This is a genomic window from Saccharomonospora sp. CUA-673, assembly GCF_001942305.1.
GTDB lineage: Bacteria > Actinomycetota > Actinomycetes > Mycobacteriales > Pseudonocardiaceae > Prauserella.
On record NZ_MKKE01000039.1, the window covers coordinates 1 to 15717 of the forward strand.

Genomic DNA, 15717 nt, shown 5'->3' on the forward strand with positions numbered 1-15717 from the left:
GCCCCGGCGGACCGGGTGGCCCGGGCGGCCCCGGCGGTGGCGGTCCCGGTGGCCCGGGCGGCCCCGGTGGACCCGGTGGACCCGGTGGACCGAGCGGCTCCGAGCCGCCGCCCCAGAAACCCCCGGAACCGCCGAAGCCCCGGAACGCGCCGCCCGCGCACAAGCGCACGCACGGCGCGAGCCTCGGCCCGTTCCCGGTGATGAACGTCGTGCTCATCGAGGTCGGCCTGGCCATCGGCCTGATCCTGCTGGCCATCAGCCAGTCGCTGCTGTGGGTCGGCGTCGGCGTCCTCGCCGTGACGATCGTGCTGGCGCTGCTGCGGTGGAACGGCCAGTGGTTCACGCAGTGGGCCGGCCTGACCACGCGATACACGTTCCGCACCCGCGCGCGCAGCGCGACCCCGCCCCCTCCCAAGTCCATCGAATCGGTGGCCGACGAGGAGGAGACGGTCATCGGCGGTGACGACGTTCGCGTCAACCTGCTGCGCCTGGCCATCCCCGGCCTGATCGTCGCGCACGGCAAGGACCACGAGCACTCCGACGTCGGCCTCGCCTGGCACGACGGCACGTGGACGGCGGTACTGCTCGTCGAGCCCACGCCCGCGCTCGTCACGCAGGCAGGCGGTGCGCCGAGCCTGCCGCTGTCGGCGTTGGCACCGTGCCTCGAGGACCGCGGCGTCGTGCTCGACTCCATCCAGATGACGTGGCACTGCTACCCCGGAAGCGCCGCCCTGCCCGCCGACTCGCCCGCGTTGAGCTCCTACATGGAGGTGCTCGGGCCGTTGCCCGCCGCCGCGCGACGCACGACGTGGATCTCGCTGCGCCTCGACCCGAAGCGCTGCGCCGAGGCCGTGCGCGAACGTGGTGGCGGCGTCGTCGGCGCCCACCGGGCGCTGATGGGCGCGCTGTCCCGCGTCCGCAACGCCCTCGAGTCGAACGGTGTGCCCACGCGGCCGCTGAACGCGGACGAGCTGCTGCGTGCGGGGGTCTCGGCCGCCGAACTGACCGGCGTCGTCGGCTCCGGTCAGAAGGTGGCGCTCAAGGAGAAGTGGACGGGCGTGACGGCCGCCGGCATCGGCCACGCCAGCTACGCCATCACCGGCTGGCCCAAGGGCAAGGTCACCGAGAACCTCAACTCCCTGACGAGCGTGCGCGCCCTGTCCTCGACGGTCGGCATGTCGATCTCGCCCGCCGAGGACGAGGGCAAGGTGTCGCTGCGCGGCGTGTCCGGGTGAGCGCGCGGAACCCGCGGGAGCTCGACGCCGCCGACCAGCGGCTCGAAAGCCTCGCCGACCGGGTCGGCGTCACGCTGACCCCGCTGAAGGGCAAGCAGACCGACGGACTGGCCGCGACGATCCCGCTCGGAGGCACCGCATGAGCCGCCTGCAGGACCCCACGAAGATCGACGGGGTCGCACCCGAGTTCATCGCCGACCCGGCGCTGCTCGACGCCGTCAGCCCGTCCGGCGACCGCGGCGGCATCATCCTGGGCTCCGGGCTGCAGGGTGAGCCGCTGACCGTGTCGGCGCTGCGGTCGGTGCCGACGCGCGTGGTGCTCGTCGGCGGGCTGTACCTGGCGCGGCAGGTGGCGATGCGGGCCATGGCCGTCGGTGCGTGGTGCATCGTGGCCACCGGACGTCCCGCCGCGTGGCACGTGCTGCAGAAGGCGGCCGGCACGCAGAACGGCCAGCCCTCACCGCTGGTGCAGATCCGCAGGCTCTCCCCCGTCGAACTGCCGCGGCCGTCGGAGGACGCGCCGCTGCTGGTGGTCAACGACGGCGGGCCGACGCCGCAGGACCTGTTCCCGCCGCGTTCGCCCTGGCAGACGACGGTGTACGTGCTTCCGTACCTGCACCCGCAGGCCACCGCCGTCGCCAACGGCGCCGACCTCGTGCTGATGCAGCGGCTGCCCGCCGGTCAGGCCGACCTGGCCGCCCAGATCTGGCGGCTGCCGCAGCAGATGACCCGGCAGCTGACGACCCTCAAGGACGACCAGGTCGTGGCCCTCGGCCGCAACCTCTGGCGCCCCCTCCGACTCGTCACCACCAGCAAGGAACAGGCCATCCTCGGCCCCGTCCGCCGCGGCGACTGACCCGCACGTTCAAAAGCTCCCGAGGCCCATCGAACGCAGCCGCGCGGCAGCGCGTCGTTGAGGGGTGGTGGTCGGGCGACGGGCGGTCGCGTTGAACGCGACCATGGGGCCCTCGGTCGCATTGCCGGTTACGCGTGGGGGGTTTCGCGGACGGCCCTGGTTTGGCTTGCCCTGGTGGCCAGGTAGGCGTCCGGGGGGTAGTCGACGGCGACCAGCGTGAGGCCGTGGGCCGGGGCGACGGCACTGTCGCGCACCTGGCTCTCGAGCACGCGCCGCGGCCACGTGACGTCGCGGCGGCCGTCGCCCACCAACAGCAGCGCCCCCACGAGGCTGCGCACCATCGAATGGCAGAACGCGTCGGCCTGCACGTCGGCGTGCACCTCGTGCTCGCCGACCCGGCGCCACGTGAAGTCCTGGAGTTCGCGGATCGTCGTCGCGCCCTCGCGCTGCTTGCAGTAGGCCGCGAAGTCCTGCAACCCCAGCAGCTCGCCGGCCGCCTCCTGCAACGCCGCCACATCCAGCGGGCGCCCGTGCGCGAGGGTGTCCCGGCGTCGCAGCGGGTCGACGCCCCACGGCGCGTCCGACACCTGATACCGGTACCGCCGCGCCACCGCCGAGAACCGCGCGTCGAAACCCTCCGGCGCGACGCGAACACCCCGCACGCGCACGTCGGGCGGCAGGATGCGGTTCCAGCGGTGCCGCATCCGGTCCAGGTCGGGCAGGCCCCGCTCGTCGACGGTCAGCCTGCGCGACGTCGGCTGCCCCTCGTAGGGCTCGACGTCGACGTGCACCACCTGACCGTCGGCGTGCACCCCGGCGTCCGTGCGGCCGGCGACCACCACCGACCTGGGCACCGCCGCGCCCGGCGGCTGCTTCGCCAGGGCCTCCTCCAGCTCACCCTGGACCGTGCGCCGGCCCGGCTGCCGGGCCCACCCGGAGAAGTCCGTGCCGTCGTACGACACGTCCAGACGCAGACGAACGAGCCCGCCCTCCCCAGTGGGAACGGCGGGCTCGTTCGATGCGGAACTGCCTGTCAGGCTTCGTCCTTCTTCTCGGACTTGGCCTCGTCGGACTCGTCGGCCTCGGCGTCCGGGCTGTCGGCCGAGTCGGCGGAGTCGGCGCTGTCAGCGGAGTCAGCGCTGTCGGCCGAGTCGGCACTGTCGGCGGAGTCCGCCGAGTCGGCGCTGTCGGCCGAGTCGGCCGCCTCGACGACCTCGGTCGTCTCCTCGGCGGGCGCAGCGGCTGCGGCCTTCTCGTCGGCCGCGAACTTGGTGCCGCGGGCCTTCTCGGCCTCCGACGTCACGGTCTTCTCCGCCACCAGCTCGATGACCGCCATCGGGGCGTTGTCGCCCTTGCGCGGCATCGTCTTGGTGATGCGGACGTAGCCGCCGTTGCGGTCGGAGAAGTGCGGACCGATCTCGTCGACCAGCTTGTGCACGACGTCCTTGTTGCGGATGGTCCGCATGATCTGACGCCGGTTGTGCACGTCGCCGCGCTTGGCCTTCGTGATCAGCTTCTCCGCGAGCGGCCGGACACGCCTGGCCTTGGCCTCGGTGGTGGTGATCTTGCCGTGCTCGAACAGCGACGTGGCCAGGTTCGCCAGCATCAGCCGTTCATGCGACGGCGATCCACCGAGACGGCGTCCCTTGGTGGGGGTGGGCATCGGTTCTCCTCGTTAGCTTCTCAGCTGCGAGACCCGGTGGCCGGCCGCGCGGGCGGCCGACCACCGTCGTCGGGTCCTACAGCTGCTCCGTCTCTGCGTAGTCCTGGCCATCGTCGTGGCCGTTGTCGGACAAGCCACCGGGAACGTCGACCGGCATGTCGTCGCCCCAGCCGTCGCCACCGTCGTCGTAGTTGGCGGCCGCGGTCGTCGGGTCGAACCCGGGCGGGCTGTCCTTGAGCGCGAGGCCGAGGCCGACGAGCTTCATCTTGACCTCGTCGATCGACTTCGCACCGAAGTTGCGGATGTCCAGCAGGTCGGCCTCGCTGCGCGAGACCAGTTCGCCGACCGTGTGGATTCCCTCGCGCTTGAGGCAGTTGTAGGACCGCACCGTCAGGTCCAGGTCCTCGATCGGCATCGCGTAGGCGGCGATGGTGTCCGCCTCCTGCGGCGACGGCCCGATCTCGATGCCCTCCGCGTCGACGTTGAGCTCCCGGGCCAGGCCGAACAGCTCGACGAGCGTCTTACCCGCCGACGCGACGGCGTCGCGCGGCGTGATCGACGGCTTGGTCTCCACGTCCAGGATCAGCTTGTCGAAGTCGGTCCGCTGCTCGACACGCGTGGCCTCGACCTTGTACGTCACCTTCAGCACCGGCGAGTAGATCGAGTCGACCGGGATCCGGCCGATCTCGGCACCCGCCTGCTTGTTCTGCAGGGCCGGCACGTAGCCGCGGCCGCGCTCGACGACGAGCTCGACCTCGAGCTTGCCCTTGTCGTTCAGCCAGGCGATGTGCAGATCCGGGTTGTGCACGGTCACGCCGGCCGGCGGGACGATGTCCGCCGCGGTGACCTCACCGGGGCCCTGCTTGCGCAGGTACATGGTGACCGGCTCGTCCTCCTCGGAGGACACCACGAGCTCCTTGAGGTTCAGGATGATCTCGGTGACATCCTCCTTCACCCCCGGAACGGTGGTGAACTCGTGCAGGACGCCGTCGATGCGGATGCTCGTGACAGCAGCACCCGGGATCGACGACAGCAACGTGCGCCGAAGCGAGTTGCCGAGCGTGTAGCCGAAGCCCGGCTCGAGCGGCTCGATGGTGAACCGGGACCGGGTCTCGTTGACCGTCTCTTCGCCGAGAGCCGGTCGCTGGGAAATCAGCACTGTTCCTTGTCCTTTCCTGCCGGCGACCGCCATATGACGCCGAAAGGGATGGCGGAGCGGTGGCGCGGCCTGTCCGCGCCACCACCGTCGATCACTTCGAGTAGAACTCGACGATCAGCTGTTCCTGCACGGGAACCTCGATCTGCGCGCGCTCGGGCAGCTGGTGCACGAGGACGCGCAGCGACGAGGGAACGACCTGCAGCCACGCCGGGACGGGACGCTCGCCGAGCGCCTCCTTCGCGGCCACGAACGGCAGCATGCCCGCCGACTTCGGACGCACGTCGATGATGTCGAACTTCGACACCCGGTAGCTCGGCACGTTCACGTTCTTGCCGTTGACCGTGAAGTGGCCGTGGCTCACGAGCTGACGCGCCTGGCGACGGGTCCGCGCGATGCCCGCGCGGTACACGACGTTGTCCAGTCGGGACTCGCAGATCTGCAGCAGGGTCTCGCCGGTCTTACCGGGCCGCTGGGCGGCCTCCTCGTAGTAACGGCGGAACTGGCGCTCGAGGACGCCGTAGGTGTGGCGGGCCTTCTGCTTCTCCTGCAGCTGAAGCAGGTACTCGCTCTCCTTGACCCGGCCGCGGCCGTGCTGGCCCGGCGGGTAGGGACGACGCTCGAAGGCCTGGTCGCCGCCGATGAGGTCGGTCTTGAGGCGACGCGAGAGACGCGTCGCGGGGCCGGTGTAACGAGCCATGGTTGTCTACTCCTCCCCGTTCCTCAGACCCGACGCCGCTTGGGCGGGCGGCAGCCGTTGTGCGGCTGCGGGGTCACGTCCTGGATGGTGCCGACCTCGAGGCCGGCGGCCTGCAGCGAACGGATCGCGGTCTCGCGACCCGAGCCCGGGCCCTTCACGAACACGTCGACCTTCTTCATGCCGTGCTCGGCGGCCTTGCGGGCCGCGTTCTCGGCGGCCATCTGCGCGGCGAACGGCGTGGACTTACGCGAGCCCTTGAAGCCGACGTGGCCGGACGATGCCCACGAGATCACCGCACCGGTCGGGTCGGTGATGGAGATGATCGTGTTGTTGAACGTGCTCTTGATGTGAGCGTGCCCGTGGGCAACATTCTTCTTCTCTTTGCGGCGCACCTTCTTGGCGCCGCCACTGCGGGGTGGCATTGGGGTGATCTCCTCTTAGCGCGAGTGCTTCTCGTCGGCGGCCGCGGCGGCTTCCTGGTGCCCGCGCCGGATGATGGTCCCGGCGTCGGTGTAGAGCTCGCGGAGCGCCATCGGACGGGCGTACAGCGACTTCGGCGACGTCGCGTGATTGCGGCGGGAGCCTGCGCCCACGCCCATCACACGTCGCTTGGTCCGTACGACGGTCATCAGCGGCCTGCCTTCTTCTTGCCGGCGACCGTCTTCTTCGGGCCCTTGCGCGTGCGCGCGTTGGTCTTGGTGCGCTGCCCGCGGACCGGAAGGCCACGGCGCCAGCGAAGGCCCTCGTAGCAGCCGATCTCGATCTTCCGACGGATGTCGGCGTTCACCTCGCGGCGGAGGTCACCCTCGACCCTGAAGTTCTCTTCGATGTGGTCACGCAGCTTGACCAGGTCGTCGTCGGCGAGGTCCTTGACCCGGGTGTTCGGGTCCAGCGACGTCGCGCGATGATCTGCTGCGAGCTGGTACGGCCGATGCCGTAGATGTAGGTCAGCGCGATCTCCAGCCGCTTCTCACGGGGAAGATCGACGCCAGCGAGTCGTGCCATTGGCGCTTGATGCTCCTTCTATTCGTCTTCAGGTCTGCTCCCCGACCACTTCCGGGACGACTCGCGTCTCCACCCGCTCGCGCGGGCGGTGTCCCGGCCCCGGCCTGAAGACCCGGGGGTCGAACCCGGCCGGTGTTACCCGGCGAGCAGGTTCGGGGAGGCTTGTGTGGTGTTGTCACAGTGTCAGGTCACTGTCGACAAGTGGACGAGCTACGTCAGCCCTGGCGCTGCTTGTGGCGCAGGTTGTCGCAGATCACCATGATCCGGCCGTGCCGCCGGACGACCTGGCACTTGTCGCAGATCTTCTTGACGCTCGGCTTGACCTTCACGTCTCCTGCTTTCGTCGTGTCGAATAACCGCGTGCCCTACCGCTGAGGGCTCAGGCATTCGCCACGCCCTCCGTGATCACTTGTAGCGGTAGACGATGCGACCACGAGACAGGTCGTAGGGCGAGAGCTCCACGACCACCTTGTCCTCCGGCAGGATGCGGATGTAGTGCTGCCGCATCTTGCCGCTGATGTGGGCCAGGACCTTGTGGCCGTTCTCCAACTCGACACGGAACATCGCGTTGGGGAGCGGCTCGATCACGCGGCCCTCTACCTCAATGGCCCCGTCTTTCTTCGCCATGTACTCCGCAATTCGTGATTGGTTGAGCGGTGCTTACCTGGACCGGCGCACACGCCGCACCGATCGGGACACGTGACCAGGCTGCGGGGAATCTCGGAACCGAAACTCCACCACCTGCCGTGACCAGGTGCCCCAGGAACCGGCGCAGAAGCATGCACCAGCTAGACAGTTTACGCACCCCGTGTCACGACTCCCAAACCGGGGCCGCTTGTGGTAGATACGCGCGGTTTCGTCACGCGCGGTAGGCGGGTTCGCCGCGAGCCTACTCCGGGGCGGTGAGCACCCAGGGGCCGTCCTCGGTGACCGCGACGGTGTGTTCCCAGTGCGCGGCACGGGAGCCGTCGTCGGTGATGACGGTCCACCCGTCGTCGAGCTCGACCGTGTCGCTCGAACCGCTGGTCAGCATCGGTTCGATGGCCAACGTGACGCCGGGCCGCAGCTCGGGACCGCGGCCGGGCTTGCCGACGTTGGGCAGGAACGGCTCCATGTGCATCTCGCGGCCGATGCCGTGCCCGCCGTACTCCTCGATCATCCCGTAGTCGACCCGGTCCTCGACGCACTTGGCCAGCGCCTCGGACTCGATGGCGTGCGAGATGTCGGTGAGCCGCGCGCCGGGCACGGCGGCGGCGATCCCGGCCTCCATCGCGGCCTTCGTGGCCGCCGACAGCTTCCGGTCGGGTTCGGTCACCTCGCCGACGGCGATGGTGACGGCCGAGTCGCCGTACCAGCCGTCCAGCACGGCGCCGCAGTCCACCGACAGCAGGTCGCCCTCGGCCAGCACCAGCTCGGCCGTCGGGATGCCGTGCACGATCTGGTCGTTCACCGACGCGCAGATCGACCCGGGGAAGCCGTGGTAACCCTTGAACGCGGGCACCGCGCCGGCGTCGCGGATGCGCTGCTCGGCCAGGGTGTCCAGCTCGAGCGTGCTCACCCCGGGCCGGGCCGCCTCCCGCACGGCGGCGAGGGTGCCGGCGACGATGAGCCCCGCCTGTCGCATGGCTTCGAGCTCACCATGCGACTTGGCGGGGATGGCACCGCCGCGGCGCGCCCACCGCGGCAACCTCAGGCCGAGCAGATTCACGACTGCGTGCCGAGCCCGTCCACCACGCGCTGCGAGACCTCGTCGACCTCGCCGACACCGTCGACGGTCACGAGGATGTTCGCGTAGTACTCGAGCAGCGGCGCCGTCTCCTCGCGGTAGACCTGCTGGCGACGTCGGATGACGTCCTCGGTGTCGTCGCTGCGCCCACGGGCCAGCAGACGTTCCACCAGCTGGTCCTCGCTGACCTTCAGCTCGATGACAGCGTCGAGCTGCATGTTCTGCGCGGCGAGCATGTCGCCGAGCTCGTCGGCCTGCTTGGTGTTGCGCGGGAAGCCGTCCAACAGGAAGCCCGCCTTGGCGTCCGGCTCCTCGAGCCGCTCGCGCACCATCTCGTTGGTCACGGAGTCGGGAACCAGCTCACCGGCGTCCATGTACCGCTTGGCCTCCTGGCCCAGCGGCGTCTCGTTCCCCACGTGGGTACGGAACAGATCACCTGTCGAGATGTGCGGAACGGCGAGTCGCTCGGACAGAGCGACGGCCTGCGTTCCCTTGCCCGCTCCGGGAGGACCAACAAGGAGCACACGCGTCATCGGAGGAACCCTTCGTAGTTGCGCTGCATGAGCTGGCTTTCGATCTGCTTCACCGTGTCCAGGCCGACACCGACCATGATCAGAACCGCCGTTCCGCCGAACGGGAAGTTCTGGTTCTGGCCTTCGCCGGTGATGGACAGGAAGAAGTTCGGCAGGATAGCCACGGTGCCAAGGTAGAGCGATCCTGGCAACGTGATCCTGTTCAGCACGAAGCGCAAATACTCGGCGGTGGGCCGTCCCGGACGGATACCCGGGATGAAGCCACCGAACTTCTTCATCTCCTCAGCGCGGTCGTCCACGTTGAAGGTGATCGTGATGTAGAAGTACGTGAAGAACATGATCAGGGCGAAGTACATGACGATATGTACCGGACTGCCCTGGTCACTGATGTACGTCGAGACGAAGCGTTGGAAGCCCGACGCGTCGTTCGGGTCGCCGACCATGTTCGTCAACAGGTCGGGCAGGTACAGCAGCGAGGAACCGAAGATGACGGGGATCACGCCCGCCTGGTTCACCTTGATCGGCAGGTAGGTCGACGTCCCGCCGTACATGCGGCGGCCGACCATCCGCTTGGCGTACTGCACCGGGATCCGGCGCTGGCCCTGTTCGACGAAGATGACGCTCGCGATGATCAGCAGCGCCAGCAGGCAGACGAACGCGAACACCACCGGGGTGTTCTGGCTGAGGATGTTCGCACCCTCGGCCGGGATCTGCGCGGCGATGTTCAGGAAGATCAGCAGCGACATGCCGTTGCCGATGCCCCGCTCGGTGATGAGCTCGCCCATCCACATCATCACGGCGGTGCCGGCCGTCATCGTCAGGACCGTCAGGGTCATGGCGACGACGCTGTTGTCGGGGAAGATCTGCTCGGTGCAGTTCGGGAACATCCCGCCGCGCTCGGCCAGCGCGACGACACCGGTGGACTGGAGGATGGCCAGCGCGATCGTCAGGTAACGCGTGTACTGCGTCAGCTTGGCCTGACCGGACTGCCCTTCCTTCTTCAGCTCCTCGAAGTGCGGGATGACCACCGTCAGCAGCTGCACGATGATGCTCGCCGTGATGTACGGCATGATGCCCGTCGCGAAGATGGAGAGCTGGAGCAGCGCACCGCCGCTGAACAAGTTCAGCAGGGAGTAGAAGCTCTGCGTCTCGACCTGCGCCTGACAAGCGTCCACGCTGCTGTACGACACGCCAGGCGCTGGGATGACCGCACCGAGTCGGTACACGACGACGATCATCAACGTGAACAGGATCTTCTTGCGCAGGTCCGGCGTGGCGAGAGCCGAGCGGAAGGCGCTGAGCACGCGGGGGACCTCCTCGACGTCGCCGGGAGTTCCGGCGATCGGCTTGGCCGACGGTCTCGTCCGCCGGCGGGACAACTCACTTCGCTGGCGGATGCGAGCCAGGCACACGCAGGAACACACAGGGGTGTCCACAAGCGCGTCGTCGACTCTAACAGCCCCCACAGCTGGCAATTCAGCGAGTGGCCCAAGTGACCACACGCTACCTACCTAAGTCGCACAGGCTTCACAGCGGGGTCACACCACGGGCGTCGGGGAAGCTCCTGAACGTAGAACGCCGCGGCCGTCCGGTGGGTACCGGACGGGCCGCGGCCGTTCTGGCTGTTCTCGAGCGTCAGAGCGTGGTGGCCGAGCCACCCGCAGCTTCGAGCTTCTCCTTGGCGCTCTTGGAGAACGCGTCGGCGGAGACCTCGAGCTTGACGCCCTCGACGTCACCGCCCGCGAGCACCTTCACGAGGTGGCCCTTACGGACGAGGCCGCCTGCAACGAGCTCGTCCTTGCCCACCTTGCCGCCGTCGGCGAACACTCGGGCGATGTCGCCCACGTTCACCGGCTGGTACTCGGTACGGAAGCGGTTCTTGAAGCCGCGAAGCTTCGGCAGCCGCATCTGGATGGGCATCTGCCCACCCTCGAAGCCGGCGGGCACGTTCTTCCGGGCCTTGGTGCCCTTCGTACCGCGACCGGCGGTCTTGCCCTTGGAACCCTCACCACGGCCGACGCGGGTCTTCTCGCGCTTGGCGCCGGGTGCGGGCTTCAGGTCATGGATCTTGATGGTCATGACTTGACCTCCTCCACGTTCACCAGGTGCCGCACCGTGTGGACCAGGCCGCGAGTGTCGGGGGTGTCCTCACGGACCACGGACTGACGGATCTTCCGCAGTCCGAGGGTACGCAGGGTGTCCCGGTGGCTCTGCCGCGTCCCGATCGTGCTCTTGATCTGCGTGACCTTCAGCTGCGCCATGTCAGACCTCCTGTCCGGCACGCTGGCGCAGCATCCGCGCCGGCGCGACGTCCTCGAGCGGCAGACCGCGACGGGCCGCCACCTCCTCCGGACGGGACAGGCCCTTCAGGGCCGCCACGGTCGCGTGCACGATGTTGATGGCGTTGTCGCTGCCCAGCGACTTCGACAGCACGTCGTGCACACCCGCGCACTCCAGCACGGCACGCACCGGGCCACCGGCGATGACACCGGTACCGGCGCTGGCCGGACGAAGCAGCACCACACCGGCGGCTTCCTCACCCTGGACCGGGTGCGGGATGGTGCCGCCGATACGAGGCACGCGGAAGAAGTTCTTCTTGGCCTCCTCGACGCCCTTGGCGATCGCCGCGGGCACCTCCTTGGCCTTGCCGTAGCCGACGCGACCTGTCCGTCGCCGTCACCGACGACGACCAGAGCGGTGAAGCTGAAGCGGCGACCACCCTTGACGACCTTGGCCACGCGGTTGATCGCTACAACGCGCTCGAGGTGCGGGTTCTTCTCCTGGGCCGCCCCGCCACGGCCACCGTCACGACGGTCCCTGCGGTCCCGGCCGCCACCGCGCTCGCGGTTCTGCTGCTCGCCGGGTCCGCCCTGGCCGCCGGATTGCCGCGTACGTCCCGGCATCAGGCGTTCCTTCCGTTCTCGAACTTGCTCACCATCAGAATTCCAACCCCGCTTCGCGAGCGGCGTCGGCCAGCGCCGCGATCCGGCCGTGGTAGGCGTTGCCGCCCCGGTCGAACACCGCGGACTCGACGCCCGCGCTCTTCGCCCGGGAGGCCACGAGCTCGCCGACCTTGGCAGCCTTGGCCTTCTTGTCGCCCTCGACGGCGGCCACGTCGGCCTCGAGCGTCGACGCGGAGGCCAGCGTGTGACCCGCGACGTCGTCGATCACCTGCACGTAGATGTGCCGGGAGGAGCGCTTGACCGACAGCCGCGGACGCTCCGCGGTGCCGACGATCTTCTTGCGCAGCCGGTTGTGCCGGCGAGCCTTGCCCACGCGGCGACGGGTCGAGATGTCCTTGCCGATCGGCCTGCGCTTCGTAACCGTTTCGCTCATGATCACTTACCCGTCTTTCCGACCTTGCGACGGATGCGCTCACCCTCGTAGCGCAGGCCCTTGCCCTTGTACGGGTCAGGGCGCCGCAGCTTGCGGATGACCGCAGCGGTCTGGCCGACCTTCTGCTTGTCGATGCCGGCCACCGAGAACTTCGTCGGGCTCTCCACGTTGAACGTGATGCCCTCCGGAGCCTTGATCAGCACCGGGTGGCTGTAGCCGAGGGCGAACTCGAGGTCCGAGCCCTTGGCCTGCACGCGGTAACCGACCCCGTGGATCTCCATCTTCTTCTCGTAGCCCTCGCTGACGCCGACGACCAGGTTGTTCACCAGCGTCCGCGTGAGGCCGTGCAGGGCACGGCTCTCGCGCTCGTCATCGGGGCGCTTGACCAGCACCGCGCCGTCGTCGTCGCGCTCGACGACGATCGGCTCCGGCACGTCGTGCTCGAGGGTGCCCTTCGGCCCCTTGACCGACACGTGCTGGCCGTCGATGTTCACCTCGACCCCGGAGGGACGGTGATCGGCAGCTTTCCAATGCGTGACATTGCCTTGTCCCCTCCCTTACCAGACGTAGGCGAGGACTTCGCCGCCCACGCCGTTGCGCATGGCCTGACGGTCGGTCTGGAGGCCGGCCGACGTCGAGATGATCGCGACGCCGAGGCCACCGAGAACCTTCGGCAGGTTGTTGGATTTCGCGTACACACGCAGACCGGGCTTCGAGACCCTGCGGAGGCCGGCGATGCTGCGCTCGCGGTTCGGACCGAACTTGAGGTTCACGACGAGGTTCTGGTGCTTCTCGCCGGGCTCGGTGCGGTAGTCCGCGATGTAACCCTCGCGCTTGAGGATCGCGGAGATGTTCTCCTTGATCTTCGAGTGCGGAAGCGTCACCTCGTCGTGGTGCGCCGAGTTCGCGTTGCGCAGACGGGTCAGGAAGTCTGCGATCGGGTCGGTCATCGTCATGGTGACCTGTCAACCTTTCTCGCCCTGGTTCCCCACCGGGGTGGGGCCTGTGGCGAAGTGGGAGTTATCGGGGCGCCTTCACCAGCTCGACTTGCTCACGCCGGGCAGCTGCCCCGCGTGCGCCATGTCCCGCAGGCAGATGCGGCAGAGGCCGAACTTGCGGTACACCGAGTGCGGACGACCGCACTTCTGGCAACGCGTGTAGGCCCGCACCTTGAACTTCGGCTTCCGGCTGGCCTTGGCGATCAGGGCTTTCTTGGCCATGGTCACGCCTCCTTGAAGGGGAAGCCGAGCTTGCGGAGCAGCGCACGGCCTTCGTCGTCGTTGTTGGCGGTGGTCACGACCGTGACGTCCATGCCGCGCGGGCGGTCGATGGAGTCGGGGTCGATCTCGTGGAACATCGACTGCTCCGACAGGCCGAACGTGTAGTTGCCGTGACCGTCGAACTGCTTGCTCGACAGTCCGCGGAAGTCGCGGATACGCGGCAGCGCGATGTTCAGCAGCCGGTCCAGGAACTCCCACATCCGGTCGCCACGCAGCGTGACGCGCGCACCGATCGGCTGGCCCTCACGCAGCTTGAACTGCGCGATGGACTTGCGGGCCTTGCGCACCTCGGGCTTCTGCCCGGTGATGGCCGCGAGGTCCCGCACGGCGCCCTCGATGAGCTTGCTGTCGCGAGCGGCGTCGCCGACGCCCATGTTCACGACGACCTTGGTGACACCAGGGATCTGGTGCACGTTCTGGAGTTCGAACTCCTCCCGCAGCTGGCCGGCGATCTCCTCGCGGTACCGGACCTTCAGACGCGGGGTCGGGTATGTCGTCTCTGCGCTGGTCATCAGATGTCCTTGCCGGTCTTACGCGAGATCCGAACCTTCTTGCCGTCCTCGTCGAACCGGTAGCCGACGCGGGTCGGGTTCCCGTCCGAGTCCACGACCATCACGTTCGAAACGTGGATCGGGGCTTCCTGCGTGACGATGCCGCCGGACTCCGCGCCACGCTGGGTCTGGGTGATCCGCGTGTGCTTCTTGATCCGGTTCACGCCCTCGACCAGGATCTTCTGCGCGTTCGGGTCGGCCTTGATGACCTTGCCCTTCGCGCCCTTGTCCTTGCCTGCGACGACGAGAACGGTGTCGCCCTTCTTGACCTTCATTCAGAGCACCTCCGGCGCCAGCGAGATGATCTTCATGAACTTCTGGTCGCGCAGCTCGCGACCGACCGGCCCGAAGATGCGCGTGCCTCGCGGCTCGTTGTCGTTCTTGATGAGCACCGCGGCGTTCTCGTCGAAGCGGATGTAGGAGCCGTCGGGGCGACGCTTCTCCTTCACCGTGCGGACGATGACGGCCTTGACGACGTCACCACGCTTCACATTGCGCCCGGGATGGCGTCCTTGACGGTGGCGACGATGGTGTCGCCGATGCCCGCGTAGCGCCGCCCCGAGCCACCGAGCACGCGGATGGTCAGGATCTCCTTGGCACCCGTGTTGTCGGCGACTCGCAGTCGCGACTCCTGCTGGATCACGTCAACTCCTGTATGTCGCGCCGGTTCTCGGGGTCGTGCCCCGAGCCTGGCGGAACGAATGGGGCTGTTGCGGCCCCCTGATTACTTGGCCTTCTCGCGGATCTCGACCAGGCGGTACCGCTTGGTCGCCGACAGGGGTCGGGTCTCCATCACGAGGACGCGGTCGCCCACGCCGGCCGTGTTCTCCTCGTCGTGCGCCTTGATCTTCTTCGTCGAGCGCATGACCTTGCCGTAGAGCGGGTGCTTCTTGCGGTCCTCGAGCTCAACGACGATGGTCTTCTCCATCTTGTCGGACACCACGAGGCCCTCCCGGACCTTCCGGTAGTTCCGACCGGAGTCGGCCTTCTGAACCTGCTCGCTCATGCGGCACCTTCACTCTCGTCAGTCTCGTCAGGCGCGATCGAGAGACCGAGCTCGCGCTCGCGCATCACGGTGTAGATGCGCGCGATGTCCGCGCGGACCGTACGGAGCCTGCGGTTGTTGTCGAGCTGGCCGGTGGCCATCTGGAACCGGAGGTTGAACAGCTCCTCCTTGGACTCCTTCAGCCGAAGCACGAGCTCTTCCGCCGTCAGCTCACGCAGCTCCGACGCAGCAACTCCTGCTGCCGCCATCAGAACTCACTCCCTTCCCGGGTCACGATCCTGCACTTCATCGGCAGCTTGTGGATCGCGCGACGCATGGCCTCGCGGGCCACCGCCTCGTTCGGGAAGCTCATCTCGAACATCACGCGGCCCGGCTTGACGTTGGCCACCCACCACTCGGGCGAACCCTTACCGGAACCCATGCGGGTTTCGGCCGGCTTCTTCGTGAGCGGACGGTCCGGGAAGATGTTGATCCAGATCTTCCCGCCACGCTTGATGTGGCGCGTCATGGCGATACGAGCGGACTCGATCTGCCGGTTCGTCACGTAGGCGTGCTCGAGCGCCTGGATGCCGTACTCACCGAAGGTGACCTTGGTGCCGCCCTTGGCAGCGCCCTTGCGCTTCGGCGAATGCTGCTTACGGTGCTTGACCTTGCGTGGGATGAGCACGCC

The 15717-nt window shown here is 68.2% G+C and carries 22 protein-coding genes and 5 pseudogenes; 2 read left to right on the plus strand and 25 right to left on the minus strand.

Annotated features, from left to right (window positions below):
• Nucleotides 1-200: 200 nt before the first annotated feature.
• Both eccE and BJF85_RS17470 read left to right on the plus strand, forming a co-directional pair.
• A pseudogene (eccE, locus tag BJF85_RS17465) lies at nt 201-1378 on the plus strand (type VII secretion protein EccE).
• The gene (locus BJF85_RS17470) at nt 1375-2091 is read left to right on the plus strand and encodes a hypothetical protein (RefSeq protein WP_075849067.1); all 717 of its coding nucleotides are present in this window, start codon (nt 1375-1377) and stop codon (nt 2089-2091) included. The pseudogene eccE and the gene BJF85_RS17470 overlap by 4 nt, the downstream one beginning before the upstream one ends.
• 128 nt (nt 2092-2219) lie before the next feature.
• On the opposite strand, the gene truA is transcribed toward BJF85_RS17470, so the two are convergent.
• From truA to rplP, 25 genes and pseudogenes are all read right to left on the minus strand, one after another.
• Entirely contained in the window at nt 2220-3059 is an 840-nt protein-coding gene (gene truA, locus BJF85_RS17475) for a tRNA pseudouridine(38-40) synthase TruA (protein WP_083666508.1), read from the minus strand.
• A gap of 65 nt (nt 3060-3124) precedes the next feature.
• Complete coding sequence (gene rplQ, locus BJF85_RS17480; protein ID WP_075849071.1) at nt 3125-3754, minus strand: 50S ribosomal protein L17; 630 nt, start codon at nt 3752-3754, stop codon at nt 3125-3127.
• A gap of 76 nt (nt 3755-3830) precedes the next feature.
• Nucleotides 3831-4913 (minus strand): DNA-directed RNA polymerase subunit alpha, encoded by a 1083-nt coding sequence (locus tag BJF85_RS17485; protein ID WP_075849073.1) that lies wholly within the window; start codon nt 4911-4913, stop codon nt 3831-3833.
• Between the two features lie 91 nt (nt 4914-5004).
• On the minus strand, nt 5005-5610 hold the full coding sequence (rpsD, locus tag BJF85_RS17490) for a 30S ribosomal protein S4 (RefSeq protein WP_075849075.1): 606 nt from the start codon (nt 5608-5610) through the stop codon (nt 5005-5007).
• Between the two features lie 23 nt (nt 5611-5633).
• Nucleotides 5634-6032, minus strand: coding sequence for a 30S ribosomal protein S11 (gene rpsK / locus BJF85_RS17495; RefSeq protein WP_075849077.1), 399 nt, complete (start codon nt 6030-6032; stop codon nt 5634-5636).
• A gap of 15 nt (nt 6033-6047) precedes the next feature.
• The gene (locus BJF85_RS17500) at nt 6048-6239 is read right to left on the minus strand and encodes a hypothetical protein (RefSeq protein ID WP_075849079.1); all 192 of its coding nucleotides are present in this window, start codon (nt 6237-6239) and stop codon (nt 6048-6050) included.
• Nucleotides 6239-6615: pseudogene (gene rpsM, locus BJF85_RS17505) on the minus strand (30S ribosomal protein S13). Before rpsM ends, BJF85_RS17500 begins: the two are co-directional and overlap by 1 nt.
• 215 nt (nt 6616-6830) lie before the next feature.
• A complete protein-coding gene (rpmJ, locus tag BJF85_RS17510; protein WP_024876314.1) occupies nt 6831-6944 on the minus strand; it encodes a 50S ribosomal protein L36 in 114 nt (37 codons plus the stop codon).
• A 76-nt stretch (nt 6945-7020) separates the two neighbouring features.
• Nucleotides 7021-7242, minus strand: coding sequence for a translation initiation factor IF-1 (infA, locus tag BJF85_RS17515; protein WP_030532868.1), 222 nt, complete (start codon nt 7240-7242; stop codon nt 7021-7023).
• Nucleotides 7243-7504: 262 nt separating this feature from the next.
• On the minus strand, nt 7505-8323 hold the full coding sequence (gene map, locus BJF85_RS17520) for a type I methionyl aminopeptidase (protein ID WP_075849081.1): 819 nt from the start codon (nt 8321-8323) through the stop codon (nt 7505-7507).
• Nucleotides 8320-8874 carry an adenylate kinase gene (locus BJF85_RS17525; protein WP_075849083.1) on the minus strand — a complete coding sequence of 185 codons (555 nt, stop codon included), beginning with the start codon at nt 8872-8874 and terminating at the stop codon, nt 8320-8322. The genes map and BJF85_RS17525 overlap by 4 nt, the downstream gene beginning before the upstream one ends.
• Nucleotides 8871-10178 carry a preprotein translocase subunit SecY gene (gene secY, locus BJF85_RS17530; RefSeq protein ID WP_075849133.1) on the minus strand — a complete coding sequence of 436 codons (1308 nt, stop codon included), beginning with the start codon at nt 10176-10178 and terminating at the stop codon, nt 8871-8873. The genes BJF85_RS17525 and secY overlap by 4 nt, the downstream gene beginning before the upstream one ends.
• Before the next feature lie 331 nt (nt 10179-10509).
• Entirely contained in the window at nt 10510-10953 is a 444-nt protein-coding gene (rplO, locus tag BJF85_RS17535; RefSeq protein WP_075849085.1) for a 50S ribosomal protein L15, read from the minus strand.
• Nucleotides 10950-11135 carry a 50S ribosomal protein L30 gene (rpmD, locus tag BJF85_RS17540; protein ID WP_075849087.1) on the minus strand — a complete coding sequence of 62 codons (186 nt, stop codon included), beginning with the start codon at nt 11133-11135 and terminating at the stop codon, nt 10950-10952. The genes rplO and rpmD overlap by 4 nt, the downstream gene beginning before the upstream one ends.
• Before the next feature lies 1 nt (nt 11136).
• A pseudogene (gene rpsE, locus BJF85_RS17545) lies at nt 11137-11777 on the minus strand (30S ribosomal protein S5).
• A gap of 34 nt (nt 11778-11811) precedes the next feature.
• Entirely contained in the window at nt 11812-12210 is a 399-nt protein-coding gene (gene rplR, locus BJF85_RS17550) for a 50S ribosomal protein L18 (protein WP_075849135.1), read from the minus strand.
• Between the two features lie 2 nt (nt 12211-12212).
• Nucleotides 12213-12751 (minus strand): annotated as a pseudogene (gene rplF, locus BJF85_RS17555) (50S ribosomal protein L6).
• A 16-nt stretch (nt 12752-12767) separates the two neighbouring features.
• On the minus strand, nt 12768-13166 hold the full coding sequence (rpsH, locus tag BJF85_RS17560; RefSeq protein ID WP_075849090.1) for a 30S ribosomal protein S8: 399 nt from the start codon (nt 13164-13166) through the stop codon (nt 12768-12770).
• Nucleotides 13167-13244: 78 nt separating this feature from the next.
• Nucleotides 13245-13430 carry a type Z 30S ribosomal protein S14 gene (locus tag BJF85_RS17565; protein ID WP_075849092.1) on the minus strand — a complete coding sequence of 62 codons (186 nt, stop codon included), beginning with the start codon at nt 13428-13430 and terminating at the stop codon, nt 13245-13247.
• A gap of 2 nt (nt 13431-13432) precedes the next feature.
• Nucleotides 13433-14002 carry a 50S ribosomal protein L5 gene (gene rplE / locus BJF85_RS17570; protein WP_075849094.1) on the minus strand — a complete coding sequence of 190 codons (570 nt, stop codon included), beginning with the start codon at nt 14000-14002 and terminating at the stop codon, nt 13433-13435.
• Nucleotides 14002-14316: a 50S ribosomal protein L24 gene (rplX, locus tag BJF85_RS17575; protein ID WP_075849096.1), complete on the minus strand. Its 315-nt coding sequence runs from the start codon at nt 14314-14316 to the stop codon at nt 14002-14004. The genes rplE and rplX overlap by 1 nt, the downstream gene beginning before the upstream one ends.
• A pseudogene (gene rplN / locus BJF85_RS17580) lies at nt 14317-14684 on the minus strand (50S ribosomal protein L14).
• A gap of 81 nt (nt 14685-14765) precedes the next feature.
• The gene (rpsQ, locus tag BJF85_RS17585) at nt 14766-15047 is read right to left on the minus strand and encodes a 30S ribosomal protein S17 (RefSeq protein WP_075849098.1); all 282 of its coding nucleotides are present in this window, start codon (nt 15045-15047) and stop codon (nt 14766-14768) included.
• Nucleotides 15044-15295, minus strand: coding sequence for a 50S ribosomal protein L29 (gene rpmC, locus BJF85_RS17590; RefSeq protein ID WP_030532883.1), 252 nt, complete (start codon nt 15293-15295; stop codon nt 15044-15046). Before rpmC ends, rpsQ begins: the two co-directional genes overlap by 4 nt.
• A complete protein-coding gene (gene rplP, locus BJF85_RS17595) occupies nt 15295-15714 on the minus strand; it encodes a 50S ribosomal protein L16 (protein ID WP_075849100.1) in 420 nt (139 codons plus the stop codon). Before rplP ends, rpmC begins: the two co-directional genes overlap by 1 nt.
• Between the last annotated feature and the right edge of the window lie 3 nt (nt 15715-15717).

Coding starts and splice junctions, on each gene's coding strand:
- BJF85_RS17470 (WP_075849067.1), top strand. CDS start 1,375: ATGAGCCGCCTGCAGGACCCCACGAAGATCGACGGGGTCGCACCCGAG.
- BJF85_RS17500 (WP_075849079.1), bottom strand. CDS start 6,239: ATGACCGTCGTACGGACCAAGCGACGTGTGATGGGCGTGGGCGCAGGC.
- infA (WP_030532868.1), bottom strand. CDS start 7,242: ATGGCGAAGAAAGACGGGGCCATTGAGGTAGAGGGCCGCGTGATCGAG.
- rpsH (WP_075849090.1), bottom strand. CDS start 13,166: ATGACGATGACCGACCCGATCGCAGACTTCCTGACCCGTCTGCGCAAC.
- rplE (WP_075849094.1), bottom strand. CDS start 14,002: ATGACCAGCGCAGAGACGACATACCCGACCCCGCGTCTGAAGGTCCGG.
- rpsD (WP_075849075.1), bottom strand. CDS start 5,610: ATGGCTCGTTACACCGGCCCCGCGACGCGTCTCTCGCGTCGCCTCAAG.
- BJF85_RS17565 (WP_075849092.1), bottom strand. CDS start 13,430: ATGGCCAAGAAAGCCCTGATCGCCAAGGCCAGCCGGAAGCCGAAGTTC.
- rplQ (WP_075849071.1), bottom strand. CDS start 3,754: ATGCCCACCCCCACCAAGGGACGCCGTCTCGGTGGATCGCCGTCGCAT.
- rpsQ (WP_075849098.1), bottom strand. CDS start 15,047: ATGAGCGAGCAGGTTCAGAAGGCCGACTCCGGTCGGAACTACCGGAAG.
- rplX (WP_075849096.1), bottom strand. CDS start 14,316: ATGAAGGTCAAGAAGGGCGACACCGTTCTCGTCGTCGCAGGCAAGGAC.
- rpmC (WP_030532883.1), bottom strand. CDS start 15,295: ATGGCGGCAGCAGGAGTTGCTGCGTCGGAGCTGCGTGAGCTGACGGCG.
- rplO (WP_075849085.1), bottom strand. CDS start 10,953: ATGACCATCAAGATCCATGACCTGAAGCCCGCACCCGGCGCCAAGCGC.
- rplR (WP_075849135.1), bottom strand. CDS start 12,210: ATGAGCGAAACGGTTACGAAGCGCAGGCCGATCGGCAAGGACATCTCG.
- rpsK (WP_075849077.1), bottom strand. CDS start 6,032: ATGCCACCCCGCAGTGGCGGCGCCAAGAAGGTGCGCCGCAAAGAGAAG.
- BJF85_RS17525 (WP_075849083.1), bottom strand. CDS start 8,874: ATGACGCGTGTGCTCCTTGTTGGTCCTCCCGGAGCGGGCAAGGGAACG.
- rpmD (WP_075849087.1), bottom strand. CDS start 11,135: ATGGCGCAGCTGAAGGTCACGCAGATCAAGAGCACGATCGGGACGCGG.